This is a genomic window from Bradyrhizobium sp. USDA 4532, from assembly GCF_024171315.1.
GTDB classification, from domain to species: domain Bacteria; phylum Pseudomonadota; class Alphaproteobacteria; order Rhizobiales; family Xanthobacteraceae; genus Bradyrhizobium; species Bradyrhizobium australafricanum.
Genome location: NZ_JALJZN010000001.1, coordinates 2,562,407 through 2,579,335 on the forward strand (window position 1 = coordinate 2,562,407; position 16,929 = coordinate 2,579,335).

Genomic DNA, 16,929 nt, shown 5'->3' on the forward strand with positions numbered 1-16,929 from the left:
CTTACCGAGTTTGGCTTCTCCCACGAGTAGTCTTCCCCCGTGAAGTTCACGCCCCTCAGGCGATGTGGTGCGGGTCATAGGTGATCACCGTACCGTTCGCTGCGTCAGCCTTCTCGGCAAAGCCGGCCGGATCGTATTGACCGAGCAGGACGATGTTCGCGGTGTGAGCGCCGTCCGAAACCGTCAGGGTGCCGCCGGTCCCCACCTGGTTTTCCGAGAAGCTCACCGTGGTGTTGGCGCCGAAGCTGATGCCCTTGAGGTCGATGTCGTCATTGCCATCGAGGCCGGTCACCGTGCCGGAGAAGTGGAACGCATCATCCAGAATCAGGTGGCCAGCGGCGGTCGCGTCGAAGGTGACACCTGCTGCCGAAGCTGACCCGAACTCGATGGTGCCGGCCCCGCTGATCAAGGCGTTGCCGTTGCCGGTAACGTCGCCTTCTGCTGTGACCGTGCCGCCGTTGGCCCAGATCAGACCGCTGTTGGCCACCGCACTGGCGAGCACCAGCCCACCCTTGCCGGTTGCCTCCAGCGTGCCAGCGTTGGCGATCACGTTGGCTCCGGTGTCGATCACAAGGGCATGGGTTCCGGTGGCATCGATAGTGCCCTCGTTGCTCAGCGTCAGGCTGCCCTGCCCGATCTGGCCGGCACCCGAGATGACGTTGTCAACGTTGTCGAGTGTGACGTTCGAGGCCGTACCGGCGATGATGTTGTGATCGTCGTCGGACAGGAGCACGTGACCGCCGCCGTTGAGCGTAATGCCAGTCTGGATGATCTGGAGAAGCGTGTCGTCGCCGGAGGCCTGCAGGTCGATCTCGCCGGTGTTGTGGATGACGCCCGACAGCGGCAGCATCGCGCCGTCGCCGATTGTCATCTGGCCGGGATTTTCGACCGTCGGCGTCACGTCGAATTCGAAGTTCGCGGCGGTGAGATCCGATGCATGAACGCCATCGAGCGTGATCGTTTGGCCATCAGCCAACGTGATCACAGCATTGCCATGCGCGTCGTCCGCGGTGTGGGCTTGAACGTCCGCGAAACTTTGCCAGCCATAGCTGATCAGGTCGATGACGTCGGAGGACACCTCGAAACTGTGCACGACGTCGTTGCCAATCGGCTGCGAAAACACAAAGGTATCGTGGCCGCTTGAACCGGTCAGATGGTCATCGCCCGACCAGGCGAAAATTGGAGATCCCGGGGCGTACGCTTCGACATTGTCGCGAACCAGAATTGTGTCAAAGCTACCATCGGGATTGGCCCAGGTGGCGGAAATGGTGATAACCGCGGCTCCGACAAATTCAAGGGGCGTCGTAACGGTGAGCGCGCCTAAGTCGACGCCCGTTACGGCAAATGAACCGTCGCTAAGCTTGGTGCCGTTTGGTACGGTCCACCCCGTTGGCAGGCTTGTGATCGTCACTGAGACAGCGGCGTCGTTTGCTTCGGGTTGTTCCAGACCGAGATTAATCGGCTGCCCCGAAATACCCGCAGGAGCTTTTTTCGAGATAGTCAAAGATCCGCCACCTGTCCCGGGATTTCCCGAAAGGTCGGTCCAATACGGATCCGTGGCAGCCGTAGTGCCACTGTTGAAAACGCTGATTGTTGTACTATTGGAGCTGCCCTTGGTGAACGTCGCTGTCCAAGTGAGCCCGCCATCCGTGGACTGAAGGTTGCTCAAACTGGTGCCGTTTGAGCTATCGGCTAGCGATATATCTCCAAGCGTAAGATTGGTCACTTTTTCGCTGAATGTAAACGTGATCGTCTCGCTGTTGCCCGCAGGCAACGAGGTGCCACCCGTAATCGATATCACCGTCGGCGGAGTTGTGTCGGTCGCATTGATAGTGATGTTCGCAGTATCAATGGCTGTCGAAAATGCCGTCGTACCGCCATTGGATGACGTGTCCACCTTAACTCCGTTCGAGCCGCTGGTCTGATCCCAAGCACGGAAGGTGATGGCATTCGTATCTGTTCCAGCAAAGCCCGCGCTTGGCTGGAAGTAGAGCCGCGTGTTGGCGTCCGCCGAGAGGAGTAGGGCCGTGGTGTTCGAAACTGCTCCTACAGCCGTCCATGTTGCGCCGTTATTTGTGGAAAAGAACCAGGTGCCGTGGCTCGTATCGGTACCCGTCAGTGCGATTCCGGTCACGGCCCCTGAATCGACGTCAGTAACATTGTCCAAGCCACCACTGGGTGGATTAAGATCCACCAAGCTAGAGACCAACGTACCGACAGCTCCTGCCGGCGCACCGCTGCCTTGGTTCTCGGCCGTGAGCACTGGCGTTTTGGACGGATCGAGAACTGGGGCGTCATTGGTGCCGGTCACCGTGATCTTCAATGTCGTGCTGTTGGACACTAGCCCGCCCGGGTCCTTGGCCGTGTAGGTGAAGGTGTCCACCGCCGTGACACCCGTGGCGAGACTGTTAGCGGTGTCGGCCACATAGCTGTACGAGCCGTTCGCATTCAGCGTCAGATGACCGTAGGTGCCCGCGATCGAGGTCGCCACCCCAACACCCTGCGTCACCGACCCCGTTCCGGCAACCACGCCTGAGACCACCAGCGTGCTGGTTGCATTGTCGACGTCGGTATCAGCCACCGATCCGCCCGTGGTGCCCTGAATCACGCCATTCGCGGCAGGCATGGTGAGGGTCGCGTCCTCATTGACTGTCCCAGTGTCGGCGTTGGCAACCGGCGCGTCGTTGGTGCCGGTGATCGTGATCGTCTCGGTCTGCGCCACCGTCGCACCCTGCGCGTCCTTCACATTGTAGGACACCACGATCGTCATATGCTCGCCGACCGCCAGGCTGTTGGACGCCGGGTCGGTCGGATCAACCGTCAGCGTCGAGCCCGACAGGCTCACCCCGGCCGGCGCCGTCGAAGACGAGGCTCCGCCGTCGACCGCATAGCTCACATCGGCAACGCTCAGCGTCGCCGTCTCGCCATGGTCGGGATCGCTCGCCCCGCTCAGCAGGTTCAGCGGGTACGACGCAGCACCTTCCGCCGCCGTCGAGGTCAGCGCCGCCGCAACCACCGGCGCGTCGTTGGTGCCGGTAATCGTGATCGTCTCGGTCTGCGCCACCGTCGCACCCTGCGCGTCCTTCACATTGTAGGACACCACGATCGTCATGTGCTCGCCGACCGCCAGGCTGTTGAACGCCGGGTCGGTCGGATCAACCGTCAGCGTCGAGCCCGACAGGCTCACCCCGGCCGGCGCCGTCGAAGACGAGGCTCCGCCGTCGACCGCATAGCTCACATCGGCAACGCTCAGCGTCGCCGTCTCGCCATGGTCGGGATCGCTCGCCCCGCTCAGCAGGTTCAGCGGGTACGACGCAGCACCTTCCGCCGCCGTCGAGGTCAGCGCCGCCGCAACCACCGGCGCGTCGTTGGTGCCGGTAATCGTGATCGTCTCGGTCTGCGCCACCGTCGCACCCTGCGCGTCCTTCACATTGTAGGACACCACGATCGTCATATGCTCGCCGACCGCCAGGCTGTTGAACGCCGGGTCGGTCGGATCAACCGTCAGCGTCGAGCCCGACAGGCTCACCCCGGCCGGCGCCGTCGAAGACGAGGCTCCGCCGTCGACCGCATAGCTCACATCGGCAACGCTCAGCGTCGCCGTCTCGCCATGGTCGGGATCGCTCGCCCCGCTCAGCAGGTTCAGCGGGTACGACGCAGCACCTTCCGCCGCCGTCGAGGTCAGCGCCGCCGCAACCACCGGCGCGTCGTTGGTGCCGGTAATCGTGATCGTCTCGGTCTGCGCCACCGTCGCACCCTGCGCGTCCTTCACATTGTAGGACACCACGATCGTCATGTGCTCGCCGACCGCCAGGCTGTTGAACGCCGGGTCGGTCGGATCAACCGTCAGCGTCGAGCCCGACAGGCTCACCCCGGCCGGCGCCGTCGAAGACGAGGCTCCGCCGTCGACCGCATAGCTCACATCGGCAACGCTCAGCGTCGCCGTCTCGCCATGGTCGGGATCGCTCGCCCCGCTCAGCAGGTTCAGCGGGTACGACGCAGCACCTTCCGCCGCCGTCGAGGTCAGCGCCGCCGCAACCACCGGCGCGTCGTTGGTGCCGGTAATCGTGATCGTCTCGGTCTGCGCCACCGTCGCACCCTGCGCGTCCTTCACATTGTAGGACACCACGATCGTCATATGCTCGCCGACCGCCAGGCTGTTGAACGCCGGGTCGGTCGGATCGACCGTCAGCGTCGAGCCCGACAGGCTCACCCCGGCCGGCGCCGTCGAAGACGAGGCTCCGCCGTCGACCGCATAGCTCACATCGGCAACGCTCAGCGTCGCCGTCTCGCCATGGTCGGGATCGCTCGCCCCGCTCAGCAGGTTCAGCGGGTACGACGCAGCACCTTCCGCCGCCGTCGAGGTCAGCGCCGCCGCAACCACCGGCGCGTCGTTGGTGCCGGTAATCGTGATCGTCTCGGTCTGCGCCACCGTCGCACCCTGCGCGTCCTTCACATTGTAGGACACCACGATCGTCATATGCTCGCCGACCGCCAGGCTGTTGAACGCCGGGTCGGTCGGATCAACCGTCAGCGTCGAGCCCGACAGGCTCACCCCGGCCGGCGCCGTCGAAGACGAGGCTCCGCCGTCGACCGCATAGCTCACATCGGCAACGCTCAGCGTCGCCGTCTCGCCGTGGTCGGGATCGCTCGCCCCGCTCAGCAGGTTCAGCGGGTACGACGCAGCACCTTCCGCCGCCGTCGAGGTCAGCGCCGCCGCAACCACCGGCGCGTCGTTGGTGCCGGTAATCGTGATCGTCTCGGTCTGCGCCACCGTCGCACCCTGCGCGTCCTTCACATTGTAGGACACCACGATCGTCATGTGCTCGCCGACCGCCAGGCTGTTGAACGCCGGGTCGGTCGGATCAACCGTCAGCGTCGAGCCCGACAGGCTCACCCCGGCCGGCGCCGTCGAAGACGAGGCTCCGCCGTCGACCGCATAGCTCACATCGGCAACGCTCAGCGTCGCCGTCTCGCCGTGGTCGGGATCGCTCGCCCCGCTCAGCAGGTTCAGCGGGTACGACGCAGCACCTTCCGCCGCCGTCGAGGTCAGCGCCGCCGCAACCACCGGCGCGTCGTTGGTGCCGGTAATCGTGATCGTCTCGGTCTGCGCCACCGTCGCACCCTGCGCGTCCTTCACATTGTAGGACACCACGATCGTCATGTGCTCGCCGACCGCCAGGCTGTTGAACGCCGGGTCGGTCGGATCGACCGTCAGCGTCGAGCCCGACAGGCTCACCCCGGCCGGCGCCGTCGAAGACGAGGCTCCGCCGTCGACCGCATAGCTCACATCGGCAACGCTCAGCGTCGCCGTCTCGCCATGGTCGGGATCGCTCGCCCCGCTCAGCAGGTTCAGCGGGTACGACGCAGCACCTTCCGCCGCCGTCGAGGTCAGCGCCGCCGCAACCACCGGCGCGTCGTTGGTGCCGGTGATCGTGATCGTCTCGGTCTGCGCCACCGTCGCACCCTGCGCGTCCTTCACATTGTAGGACACCACGATCGTCATATGCTCGCCGACCGCCAGGCTGTTGAACGCCGGGTCGGTCGGATCGACCGTCAGCGTCGAGCCCGACAGGCTCACCCCGGCCGGCGCCGTCGAAGACGAGGCTCCGCCGTCGACCGCATAGCTCACATCGGCAACGCTCAGCGTCGCCGTCTCGCCGTGGTCGGGATCGCTCGCCCCGCTCAGCAGGTTCAGCGGGTACGACGCAGCACCTTCCGCCGCCGTCGAGGTCAGCGCCGCCGCAACCACCGGCGCGTCGTTGGTGCCGGTGATCGTGATCGTCTCGGTCTGCGCCACCGTCGCACCCTGCGCGTCCTTCACATTGTAGGACACCACGATCGTCATATGCTCGCCGACCGCCAGGCTGTTGAACGCCGGGTCGGTCGGATCGACCGTCAGCGTCGAGCCCGACAGGCTCACCCCGGCCGGCGCCGTCGAAGACGAGGCTCCGCCGTCGACCGCATAGCTCACATCGGCAACGCTCAGCGTCGCCGTCTCGCCGTGGTCGGGATCGCTCGCCCCGCTCAGCAGGTTCAGCGGATAGGACGCAGCACCTTCCGCCGCCGTCGAGGTCAGCGCCGCCGCAACCACCGGCGCGTCGTTGGTGCCGGTAATCGTGATCGTCTCGGTCTGCGCCACCGTCGCACCCTGCGCGTCCTTCACATTGTAGGACACCACGATCGTCATATGCTCGCCGACCGCCAGGCTGTTGAACGCCGGGTCGGTCGGATCAACCGTCAGCGTCGAGCCCGACAGGCTCACCCCGGCCGGCGCCGTCGAAGACGAGGCTCCGCCGTCGACCGCATAGCTCACATCGGCAACGCTCAGCGTCGCCGTCTCGCCGTGGTCGGGATCGCTCGCCCCGCTCAGCAGGTTCAGCGGATAGGACGCAGCACCTTCCGCCGCCGTCGAGGTCAGCGCCGCCGCAACCACTGGCGCGTCGTTGGTGCCGGTGATCGTGATCGTGATGGGTTTGGTCGAGCTTGCGCCGTGGTTGTCCGTGACCGTCAGATTGTAGGTGACCGTCAGGGTCTCGCCCTGAGCCAGGAAATCGAAGGTCTGGTCGATTGCGCTGTAGCTGAAGCTGACCGAACCCGAGCCCGATCCCGTGCTGTCGGTCTCAGTCACTGTCAACGAACTTGCCGTGGTTAACGCCGATACCTGAGCCGCGGTGAGCGGGCCGCCCGACCACGCAAAGTTGGGATCACTTTTGCTCACCACGTGCGTGTCGCTAAGATCAGCGTCGGTGAACGCTAGCGTCCCTGTCGTCGTGTCGTGATCGATCGTATCGCCGGTGTGGCCGGCGAGCTCGGTGATATTGTGCGGCCCGGAGGCGTCGGCGGAGAGCACCGGACCGTCGTTCACCCCCGTAAATGTCAACGTAGTCGTCGCCCAGCTCAGCGTTCCATTGCCCAGCCGAATGGCGTAGGTGAACTTGTCAACAAGAGTCTCGCCTGCCGCTTTCGCCTGAAGTTGCGCTGAGATGCTCGATGCGTCGTATCCAATTGTCCCGTCCGAATTGATCCAGATTTTAGCACCGAGCAGGCTCGTATCGGAGGTCCCTGCGTCGCCCGCAAGAGTGGTTGAATAGACCGTGTCTTTCGTCAGGAGATCGGCTGGAGCGTATTTACCGTTCGACGATGTAACGCTGACGCTAAGATCGTTGTCGACGGACCACAGCGACTTGGCGGCGCCACCAAGATCGTTGGCCATCACATTCAAGATGAGTATTCCCGACACGCTCGCTGAATAATTGTAACTATCGTCAACCGCCTGGGGCGTATTGCTGAACGACGTTGTCGTACCGCCTGAGGTGTTCTGAGTGGTGGCCATAGCTGCAATGCCTTTATGCGTTCAATATTCTGGTCGTACAATTCGCGTGTAAGTAATGGTTCAGCGATTCAATGAGAGCGATGAACGGCCTCGAATTTAGTGATGGGATTGATAGGTGACAGCGAAATAGCGCCTCGGCGACAAGGAGCGCATGTCGGACGGATCGTGTTCGGCTTCCATCGGCGCATCAGTTGCTACCGACGGGCTCGAAGCCAGCGGATCATTGGCCGGGGTGAGCGAGGTCTCGATCGAAAAATCGGCTGACCATGAAGGAGATGTAGACGCAGAATTTAAAGTTCCTTGGGAACGCGATTCGACTTCGGACCAGTTGATCATTGGTCGGACCTTCGGGATGAAACAATGCGACTCAATACACACTCCTTGAACTCTGCCGACGCAGAGCAGGCGTGATCGCACCCGAAAATCAATTCACAACAACACGCACACGATGCCCATCAGCAATATTCGTGGGGCGCGCGGCCAAAAGGCCGCCCATGTGCCATTAGACGCCTACCGTGAAAAGACTCCGACCGCCATTACCCTGCCCGTTTCGCGTGCGGCCCTGCACTCCGCATGCTCGCAATTTTTCTTGTCTTTCAATATTCAGCTTCGAGAGGCTTCGGCGCCTGGTCCGCAAGACTGCGGGCGGCCAAACCTCTAAACCTAATTGAATGCAATTTGCCGCAAATTTGCGCAGCCGTCTAGAGCCGTGGGATTTGCTCTACTTTAACGATTAACGCCGTGCCGCCATGTGGTTCCCTCCTGTCGTCAACAATGCCCCGTTGATTTACGGGGTCGCCTCAAACGTCGTATCCACGCGTAGCGCCGGTTTGGGCGCCGCGGGCTCCGACGCCATCCCGACCATGCCTTGTTTCGTCAGGGAACAGTCCGCGCGCCGGCGCGGCCGATAGCCTGCTGCGCTCCTCTTCGAGCAGCTGCGAATGAAGCTTCTGGATCTGGATGTTGCGCTCGAGCAGGGAAATGGCTCGTGCTTGCACCTACTCTGCCAACGCTTTGCGCGTTATACTCTCGGAAACGCCAGCGACCGAACGGGTTCGGCCGCCTTGATTACGCAGGACGCGCGCTGCACCGCCTGTGCGATCTGGTCGGGGAAGGCGCTGCGGCATTCCGTGAGCGCGCCTTCAGGTTGACCGCTGCCGGCTCAGGCTCGGCCGCCTGCTCGATGGCATGGCGAGCGACCCCGCAACAGGCCAGCACGATACAGAGCGAAACGACGCGCGCGCCGGACATTGTCCCTCAGATCCTGCTGCGCGATTGACCGGGTCACCGGGCGTCTCATGAGTACGGCTGACGGCAATGCCGGTATCCCGTGGGCAAGCAGAGGATCCCGAACGAGAATACTCTCGTCCGAGCCCCTCCTCTGTCGTGCGGTCAGACGAAGCCTAAGTTGTTGTAGTGATCTAGATCGGTGTGGAGATGGCTTGCCGAGAGATCGATGGCTTGACCGAGCAGCGGCACATTTACCACCGGGCCGCTCCATATCGCAGATGACGTCTTGACGGCCGAGCTCGACGTAAGGTCGTCCGCCACCGACAAGGTATGGAAATCCGCACTGTTTTCGATGGCACCCGGTTTGGCTTGCGTGTATTCGAGCCACTTGATTGCATCATCAATGTCGTGCCTTGCAGTGCCGGCCGAACCATTTCCGATTGCATTACCTTCAAGATAATTGAGCCAAGTGGCTACGACGTCCCTGCCCAACATATAGCGGCCATCCTGGACCTGCTTGTCGGACGCATTCAGCAGCGTAAGTGCATCGGCCGTCGAGATGAACAGCACGTTTTCGCCGATGTCCTGGACTCCGTTGAGATTGTAATCACCGATCAAGAGACCCGCTTTGTCAGCAGAGGTAACATGTGTGTCGTGATTTGAATCTACGGCATAGGTGATTTCGCCGCTCGCAAAGCCATCTGTTCCGGCCTGCTTAGGTTGATTATTTGCGTTACCGTCCCAGAATGTTTGCCAGGTCTTTTGTGCCCAGAAGCCGGGCGTCCGCACGCCAGGTCCCAGTAGGACGTGAGCCGTGTCGTAGTCCGTTACGTTTTGATTGTCAGTGACCGTGGCGGTATTATCGAATACGCCATCGCCACCATTGAGCCAGTTGTTGTCCAAGTCCGCTTGGGTCAATGTGTGGGTCGTTGTGTAGGTCCAGGTTTCACCCACATCGAGGACGTGGTTTCCGTTGTCTCCGGTCACGGTCGAATTGTCCAACGTGGCAAGGGAATAGCCTTCCAGCGCATCCGTTACTTTGACCCCGGTTAGCGTCACGTCGCCGGTGTTCTCCACGGTGATCTGATAGGTGATGACATCGCCAACATGATCAGCATGCCCTCCCGTGACGGAAAGGACCGTCTTGGTCAGATCGACCGACGGCTTGTAGTCGATCGGTTGATCCACCGAGTCGCTGACCGGGGTGGTCTGGTCGCTATCCGCGGTCGCTGTATTGGTGATCTTGTCGTCTTGGGTAAGATCAACCAGGTTCGAGCCGTGATTGTCGATGTCAGCCTGCGTCAGCGTGTAGGTCGCCGCCAGATCCTCGCTGCTCCCAACAGCCAGGGTCGATAGGCCACCCGTCGGATCGCCCGTCAGCGGGTCGGTCACCGTCACGCCGGTCAACGTCACGTCACCCGTGTTCGCGACATGGATATTGTAGTGAATGATGTCGCCCGCGTCGGTCAGCCCGTCACCATTGACGTCATCTACCGACACCACTGTCTTCACGATCGACATCGACGGCTTGTAGTCGATCGGCTGATCAACCGAGTCGCTGACGGGGGAGGTCTGGTCGCTGTCCGCGGTCGCCGTATTGGTGATCTTGTCGTCCTGGATGAGATCAACCAGGTTCGAGCCGTGGTTGTCGATGTCGGCCTGCGTCAGCGTGTAGGTCGCCACCAGATCCTCGCTGCTCCCGACGTTAAGCGTCGACAAACCGCCCGCCGGATCGCCCGTCAGCGGGTCGGTCACTGTCACGCCGGTCAGCGTCACATTACCCGTGTTCGCGACATGGATGTTGTAGTGAATGATGTCGCCCGCGTCGGTCAGCCCGTCGCCGTTGACGTCGTCGACGGAAACCACCGTCTTATCGACCGACATCGACGGCTTGTAGTCGATTGCGACAGACGCTGTATCTGTAGCATCGGGAACACCCGTTGCTGATGCTGTAGCCAGATTGTCGATGAAGCCATCACCTGGCGCGCCACCTGCGCCGGTGCCGTAGCCATCATGGTCTATATCAGCCTGCTGAACGGTGTACGTCGCTGTGTACTGCCAGTGTTCGCCGGGATCGAGCAGGTTATTATGGTTCGTATCACCCAGATTGTACGTCGCATTATTAAAAGTCGTTGTCACGGCAACAGCAGCCGTGGCGCCTAAGCTTTCGATTTGGTCGGTAACTGACGTCAGGGCGAGCACGCCCGTTCCGGTATTCCCAACCTCAATGCTGTAATCAATCTGCTGGCCGGCATGGTCGACCACCAAATTTTGAGTATTGCCATCGATATCGTGAACCTGTTTGACGACGCTCAGCGCGCCGAGCCCGCTCCCTCCACTTCCGATGACACCCCATTCTTCAAAACCGCTGTTTGCAGCATAGTCACCGCCAACAGCGCCAAACTGCGAATAGAGATAAACGTAAGGGTCGGCTCCGGACGTATCGAAATTGGAAAGTGGGACAAGGATCACATAATCACCCTTGCCGCTGCCGGCATCCCACTGCGCGTTAAGCAAAACCGTATTGTCGCCAAGGTCGAATTTCGGCGTTTCGCCGGCGAAGTCGGTCAGGAGATTACCGCTGCTTTCCTGATAGATCTTCAATTGATCCAACGAGATCAATTGGGGTTGGTTGGCCGACCCGTTTTGATTGATGTCGAGTCTGAACTCGAGGTACTGAGTTCCTGCAACGGTGCCGTTCTGACCATCTCCGGTGACCACCGGAATCGACGAAAGCAGGATTGCGTTGGTATGCGATGCTTGTTTGTCGTCAAGCGGCAGAGGCGAGCCATCCGTATTGTAGCCCTGCTCGGTGCCGTTGTTCTGGATAACCAGAAAGCTGTCGAATACGCCTGTGCCGGTCGAAGCAACCGACGCTACGTTCGTGAAAACTGCTCCGGTATCGGTGGTGGCTGTTGAGCTCTGAGCTGTAACGTCGATGGTAGCCATGAAGCATTAACCCCCTAAAATATGAGCATTCGCGGCAATGACCCGGCGCTGTATCCGGATCACCTGACCGCGCATTGCACGCGGTCGCTAAGCGCACGCAGCAAAAAAACCGCACCGCTAACGCGCTGCGGGGACACACAAATTCATACCGGCATGTAATCCGCTTTTTCAAATTAACGCAATATCAACCTATCCGGGAAGAGATCGATCTCCCCTGCGCATCCGATCTCCGCTTTTCCGAGCTTTCGCCAGCGCGCCGACCTTAAAAATGCAAATGATTCCTGCTGGATGACCATTGAAATTTCAAATCCGGTCGAACCGTTGCTCGGCGCTCGCTTCGGACGCAAGCCCTCCGGCCAACGATGCAGGTAATTGTGGACCTCTCCGCGCAGACCAAGCTTCTGCGCCGAAAGAGCAGGTATCGCAGCTCCTCTCGAGACGGCTCCCAAATTCCCTGATCGCGGGAGCGCCTGGCAGACCTTCCGCGGCACGAACGCGCAGAATATCAAAATAATGGCATGGCCGCTTGCAAGCCGCCCGCGACCGCCATCTTATCAGAAAGCGCACGATTCGTACGCTACCCGCGATCGCAAGAACTTCCGCTTCTTCCCTGCCGAGTCCTTGCTCCAGGATTAATCATTTCGGCTAGGGTGCTCACCCTGGATACGCCCGTGGAATTTTAGAACCACGCACGCCACCTGAGCAGACGCAAACAGAGGCGAACGAGGACTCAAATGGTGTTCAACGTCACGAGAACCGAATTCCTCCTCTATGTCATCGCCGCGTTGACCATTGCAGTGCTTATCGCTTGGGACGAACCGTGGATCATGGGGCGAATTTGAATGTGTCCTTGAGAGACCGGCACGCGATGCAATCCGCAGGCTTTGACGAGAAAAACCTGGAGCGCCGGGCATGCCGACGCAGCCTCGCAGGTACGCGGTACACTAATTGGGCCTGATCGCGGATCTCCGAGATGACGCCCCACACGTCGACACCTGCGCGCCAGGCCAGATCCTGCGCTGGCTCTTCCATTTGCCAGCGACGTAAGACGCGAGGTGCGCCTTGGTGTTGCCGAGCACTTGGTTTGCGCCCAGGTGAAGGCCGGAGGCGCGCCAAGCTCGCTCTCGATCCGCCAGACGCGTTCTGGGCTCGCGCATGATCAAGTTGATGGGCGCCTCGGCGGTTCTTCACCAGATCCCCATATTCCTCGCATCAGGGTTGCGTATTCAAGGCCGAGCAATAGGATCAGACGATAAAGGCCGTAGCCGGTCGGACAGGCTTCGTAACAGAGCTGCACACCGACAAAACGGCTGGCGATCCGTTCAACGACCCGGGCGCATTCTGGTCTCCGACGCGCCGCATGGTGGCGCATCCCGGGATCAAGCCCGCCGAGACCCAAGCCGCGGGCCACAAGGATCCCCGGAGTTGTAGCGCGGAATGTGGGGCGGCAGTTTGCCGCCCCGAAGTTCGCCGACGCCTCAGGTTATTTAGCTGCTTCCTCTTGCGGCTGCGGCGGTGCCTTGGGCATCGACGTCAGCATACGAATTTTCCACTGGCCATTCTCACGAACATCGAGACTGGTCCAGAAAGCGTTCAATTCCAGAGGATCACCTTTCTCACTCTTGCCGGTTACGCGGGCCTCGCCGGTTCGCATAGCCATGTTCTCCGACAAGAGCTGAATGTCGGTTGTTCTTATTTCCAAGTGATTCATCCCGGCCTTGAACGCTCCTTCATAGTATTTCGTGTTGTCAACAATCCCCATTGGCGTAACGCGCAGGTAATTCTTCGCAAAAAGTGAAGTAATGCCTGCAGCATCCTGCTTGTTGAAATACTGCTCATAGGCGGTGCTAATCTTCCCGAGTTCGTCCTTCTGACTTTGATCGAATGCATTTGCAGGAACTGCAGAAAGTAACAGTGAGAAACATACTGCTCCGAATAATTTGCGCATAATGTTCTTCCCTCTGTTGAAGCCTCAGGGATGGAGGCGGAGGCCCGCCTCCATCGCTTGCTTAGTCCGTGACCGCCAGCCTAGACCTTGATGCAGATCAAAGTGCGTCGGCCTGTGGGCGCTTCGCGCAGCACGCGCAGCGCTCTAACAGCCCAAGCGTGCGACCACCCGGCATCTATGTCGCAGTTGGGTCCACAACCCGACCACGGTAGCCCGCTTGACCTAGCAGGCCGTTGAAGAACTCAGCCGCGTTCGCAAACGAAGGCTGAATCGTCGCCATTGTGGATGTAGAAGTGGCCAACGAGCCTGCCCGCAGTGCCGATCATGGCCCATCCGCGACCACAGGACGGATCATTCTCGTCGTGCCCCTCCCATGAGAACTCGGCGCAGGCCGATCCGTCGCGGGTGCCGTAGCGAGCATCCAGGAAGCCCTTGAGAGCCCCAAACGCTATTTCGCCATCGGACTTGCCACGGAAGGTGAGATGCGCCTCTCCGACAAGATCGAGGAAGTCGCTGTCCCAGTTGTCCATTTCGACGATGCGCCAGCGGCCGGCAAAGGCCGTGGCAAAGCCAGGCACCTTGGCCATCAACCGGTCTCCGCGATCAGCTTGGGCAGCCGCACCAGATTGTAGGCGGCCGCAGCGAAGGTAAAGGCCCATCCGACCCGATCACGGCCACGGAATCTGGTCTTCTCTTGCCCGGCGACCGTCTTGATCCAGCCGAATGCCTCCTCAATCCGCTTGCGGATGCGCTGGCTGACAGCATAACCGCCGTGCCGGGTCGTACGCCCGTCGATCGCAGAGCTACGGCCGCCGGTGTTCTGCGCAACATGCGGCGTCACGTTCATCGAGCGCAGCTCGTTGACGAAGTCTTCTGCATCGTAGGCTTTGTCGGCACCAAGCGTGATCGCTGTCGGTCGATCGGCACGAGGCTCGATCATGTGCAGCGCGGCCACCCGTTCGGCATGCCCACCGGCCTGCGTCAGGCAGGCGTCGACCAGCAAGCCGTGGCGGTTCTCCATCAGCCCGTGCCCGATGAAGCACAGCTTCGTCTCCTTGCCTTTCCCCTTGCGGTAGAGCCTGGCCTCCGGATCGGTGGTCGAAGCATGGGTGTCGTTGGAGCGCTTCTGGCCATGGAAGTTCGCTTCAGCATTGCGCCCGCCGCCTTGGGCCGGCGGCTCGCCGGAGCTATCCTTCGGTTTGACGCTCTTCATCGAGGCCCAGGCCTCGATCAGCGTGCCGTCGACCGAGAAGTGATCGCTCGACAGAAGCTTCTTCACCCTGGGCTGCGCCAGCACCGCCGCCAGGAACTTCGCCGCGATGTCGCCTTCCAGCAGCCGGTCGCGGTTCTTCGAGAATACCGAATGGTCCCAGGCTGCATCGTCGACTCCGATTCCGACGAACCAGCGGAACAGCAAATCATATTCCAACCGCTCCATCAGAAGTCGCTCCGAGCGGATCGAATAAAACGCCTGCAACAGCATCGCCCGCAGCAGCTTCTCCGGCGGGATCGACGGCCGTCCAATCGGCGAATAAAGGGCGGCGAACTCGTGCTCCAGCGCCGCCAGCGCCTCGTTCACGATCGTCCGGATCCCTCGCAGCGGATGATCACGCCGCACCCTTGCTTCCAGGTCGACGTAGCTGAACAGCTCGCCCGTTCGATTGTCGCCGCCGCGCACGCACCATCTCCGAATCTCGTCGGAGCCAATGAATCATGATCCTCGGTCGGCGGCGACCGCCTTTTTTCAACAGCCTGCTAGGTCGGCTTGGTGCATCACAGGTTGATCAGTATCTTACGTACGGTCGGTACACCACGGTCGGCACACCAACGCCGTCATGACGATGCTGAGCCGGATGAGGCACTCGTTCGGTATTTGAGCCGCTTCGGTTCTCGGCGTTTGGCTCGCTATGGGCTGCCGCCGAAGAAGTGGGCGTTCCCTTAGTCGGCTCCGTTCCGTGGAAGCAGTGGGATGATCTGGACCATCTCATTGTGGAAGCGTGCTTGCTGGCCCATGCCGGGGAATGGCACGCCAAACAGCCGCGCGTCGCTTCCGGCTGCTCTTGCCGCTGCTTCAACGATGCTCCTGATGCTGACAAGAACAGAGACGATTGCTAGGGGACGATAGGCTGCAATTCGATTGCTAAGGCTATCCGCTGCGCCGTGACATGTGCTCCGGCGTTCGGAAGGAGGCAATTTGTCCACCGGCGTGAGTACGAGATCATCGAGAAACCAGCCGTAGCTTTTGAAGCGGTCCAAAAAATCCTCGTCGCTCTGGCCGAGTACCGCCTCTGTAGCGCGTTGCATGTGCCGCAGCATGGCATTGTCGCCGTAGTAAAAGAAATCGCCACTGGCGGGAGCGCTCTCGCCGACGAACAGCGTGGTAATTTGGTTCGGACGATAGCTCGCTCGGGTCATCTCCACGTCGATCATTGCCGCTCCCTTTTAAGATGCCCGTTCGCGTCATCCGAACAGCCAGCCGACTCTTCCGTCTGCTTGAATACGCGTACGATACAGCCACGTCTCTTACGATACAGCCACGACTCTAAGACGGCCAATCCAATGCGAGCCCGTGGCGCGCAAGCCAGTCGCCAAGATCGGCGCCGTGCAACCCTAGACTTTCGCCTCTACGCAACGGCCCGCATATTCAGTGTGGGCTCCGATAGGCGAGCCGCCTCTCGGGAAGAGGCGGACATATGACCTTCCACTCAATAACATGTCCCGGAATCCCCTCCGAGCCGGCCGCAACTCTCCCCATTGGATTGCCGCCATTGCGTGACCGCCAGCGGCGGCTTGCTCCCGTCCGCCGGCGCGGCCGATAGCCTACTGCGCTCTTCTTCGAGGAGCTGCGAATGCAGCTTCTGAATCTGGATGTTGCGCTCAAGCAGGGACATTGTTCTTGCTTGAACCTGCTCGGCCAGCGCTTTGCGCAGCGCATTCTCCCGATCGAGCAGATCGGGAAACGGCAATAGCGGTCGGACGAGCTCGGTCGCCTTGATCACACACGACGCTCTCGCGACCGCCTGCGCGATCTGATCCGGAAACGCGTTCCGGCATTCCGCGAGTGCGCCGTTCAGGTTGACCGGTTCCGCCGCCGGTGCCGGCGTCCCTGTCGCCTCCGGCGTCGGCGTCGGTGTCGTTGTCGCCGCTGGTGTCGGCTCTGTGGCCGCTGTTGCCGTCTCCGTTATTGGATCCGGTGCCGGTCCCACCTCCTTCTCGATGGCCTGGCGAGCGGCCCCGCAACAGGACAGCATGATGCAGAACGAGAGAACGACCAGGCATCTCGCGCGCCTTGCCCAACACTCCCTGGTGCCCGCCTCGATCGGACGCCCGATTGCCACATCGATCACGGCAAGCCCCATCGCGAGCGCCCCACCCTGCCTCCTGCTGATCCGAACATCGAGCAATGGGTCGATCGCGACGGCTCGTTAGCGATGCATGCGAGAGACTGGTCGAGGCGGCGCGACAG

8 protein-coding genes are annotated in these 16,929 nt (G+C 61.2%); all 8 read right to left on the reverse strand.

What is annotated here, in order from left to right; translation table 11 throughout:
- Window positions 1-55 precede the first annotated feature (55 nt).
- A complete protein-coding gene (locus J2R76_RS12505) occupies window positions 56-7,336 on the reverse strand; it encodes a VCBS domain-containing protein (RefSeq protein ID WP_309143536.1) in 7,281 nt (2,426 codons plus the stop codon).
- A gap of 96 nt (window positions 7,337-7,432) precedes the next feature.
- Window positions 7,433-7,672, reverse strand: coding sequence for a hypothetical protein (locus tag J2R76_RS12510; RefSeq protein ID WP_253624061.1), 240 nt, complete (start codon window positions 7,670-7,672; stop codon window positions 7,433-7,435).
- 1,056 nt (window positions 7,673-8,728) lie between these two features.
- Window positions 8,729-11,515, reverse strand: coding sequence for a DUF11 domain-containing protein (locus tag J2R76_RS12515; protein ID WP_253624062.1), 2,787 nt, complete (start codon window positions 11,513-11,515; stop codon window positions 8,729-8,731).
- Between the two features lie 1,483 nt (window positions 11,516-12,998).
- The gene (locus tag J2R76_RS12520; protein ID WP_141343335.1) at window positions 12,999-13,463 is read right to left on the reverse strand and encodes a nuclear transport factor 2 family protein; all 465 of its coding nucleotides are present in this window, start codon (window positions 13,461-13,463) and stop codon (window positions 12,999-13,001) included.
- A 242-nt stretch (window positions 13,464-13,705) separates the two neighbouring features.
- Window positions 13,706-14,050 carry a hypothetical protein gene (locus tag J2R76_RS12525; protein ID WP_141343480.1) on the reverse strand — a complete coding sequence of 115 codons (345 nt, stop codon included), beginning with the start codon at window positions 14,048-14,050 and terminating at the stop codon, window positions 13,706-13,708.
- On the reverse strand, window positions 14,050-15,141 hold the full coding sequence (locus J2R76_RS12530; protein ID WP_069276043.1) for an IS5 family transposase: 1,092 nt from the start codon (window positions 15,139-15,141) through the stop codon (window positions 14,050-14,052). Before J2R76_RS12530 ends, J2R76_RS12525 begins: the two co-directional genes overlap by 1 nt.
- Before the next feature lie 260 nt (window positions 15,142-15,401).
- Window positions 15,402-15,893 carry a hypothetical protein gene (locus tag J2R76_RS12535; RefSeq protein ID WP_141343128.1) on the reverse strand — a complete coding sequence of 164 codons (492 nt, stop codon included), beginning with the start codon at window positions 15,891-15,893 and terminating at the stop codon, window positions 15,402-15,404.
- A gap of 275 nt (window positions 15,894-16,168) precedes the next feature.
- Window positions 16,169-16,822 (reverse strand): hypothetical protein, encoded by a 654-nt coding sequence (locus J2R76_RS12540; RefSeq protein ID WP_141343129.1) that lies wholly within the window; start codon window positions 16,820-16,822, stop codon window positions 16,169-16,171.
- Window positions 16,823-16,929 lie beyond the last annotated feature (107 nt).